Source organism: Streptomyces sp. NRRL F-5650 (assembly GCF_000721365.1).
Taxonomy (GTDB): Bacteria; Actinomycetota; Actinomycetes; order Streptomycetales; family Streptomycetaceae; genus Streptomyces; species Streptomyces ardesiacus.
Map to the genome: position 1 here is coordinate 1 of NZ_JOGV01000149.1, position 1,133 is coordinate 1,133.

1 protein-coding gene and 1 pseudogene are annotated in these 1,133 nt (G+C 72.4%); both read right to left on the minus strand.

Annotated elements, in window-relative coordinates:
• Positions 1–309: pseudogene (locus tag IG88_RS39840) on the minus strand (polyketide synthase); the annotation flags it as partial.
• A partial coding sequence (locus IG88_RS39845) for a polyketide synthase dehydratase domain-containing protein (RefSeq protein ID WP_037837571.1) occupies positions 240–1,133 on the minus strand: 894 nt, incomplete at its 5' end. The pseudogene IG88_RS39840 and the gene IG88_RS39845, both read right to left, overlap by 70 nt.

Genomic DNA, 1,133 nt, shown 5'->3' on the forward strand with positions numbered 1-1,133 from the left:
ACGGAAGTTCACGCCGGTGGCACGCACCGCGACCCGCACCTGCCCCGCTCCGAGAGGCTCGGCGGCACGCGGGCAGTCCACCAGGCGCAGCCCGTCCAGCGTTCCACCTGTGTCCAGCTCCACACCCCAGGCGTCCGCTGCGGGCAGGGCCAGAGTGTCGGCGTCAGAGGTTGAGACCCGGCCGAGCCGGGGCACGAGAACCGCTCCGGAACGCAGCGCGAACGCGGACTCGTCAGCGGTCACCGCTCCGGCGACCGCGGCGGGCAGGGCCAGGACGGACGACGGCGCGTCGTCCAGGTCGACCAGCAGGAAACGGCCCGGATGTTCGGAGGACGCCGTTCGTCCGAATCACCGGCGAGCGACGCCCAGTTGACCTCGTACAGGGAATCCACGCTCTGACGGGAGAGCGTGTCAAGGGTGAGCGGGCGCGAGGTGAGCGCCTCGATGGTCAGCACCGGGAGGCCGGTGCCGTCGGTCAGCCGCACCTCGAGCGAGTCGGCGCCCGTCGGCGTCAGCCGGACTCGTGCCGCGGTGGCACCGGTCGCGTGGAGACGCGCCCCGGCGAAGGAAAACGGCATCATTCGCTCGCCGTCGTCCTCCAGCAGCGTCACCAGACCCGTCTGCAGCGCGGCATCGACGAGGGCGGGGTGCACCCCGAACCGTCCGGCATCACGCTCGGCACCCTCCGGCAGCACGACATCGGCGAACAACTCCTCGCAGACCCACTCCGCACCGTCGTCCTCCTGGCCCGGCCGGACCTCCCGGGAGTGCAGTTGCACCGTGCGCCGGCCCTGCTCGTCGGGGGACCCGACGGCGACCTGGAGGTCGACCACCGCGTCGCCGCCCGGTACGACCAGGGGGGCCTGCAGAACGAGTTCCTCGAGGAGTTCACAGCCAACGCTCTCGCCCGCCCGCAGTACGAGTTCGAGCAGGGCTGCCCCGGGCACCAGAACCCGGCCCAGCACCGCGTGACCGGCGAGCCAGGAATGCGTTTGGAGGGAAATCCGGCCCGTGAAGAGGTGGCCCTCGCCGCTCGCGAGCGCGATACCGGCAGCCAGCAGCGGGTGGCCGAGCGCGGAGAGACCGGCCCCGGACACCTCGGCGGCGCCGGCCGCACCGTCCAGCCAGTAGTG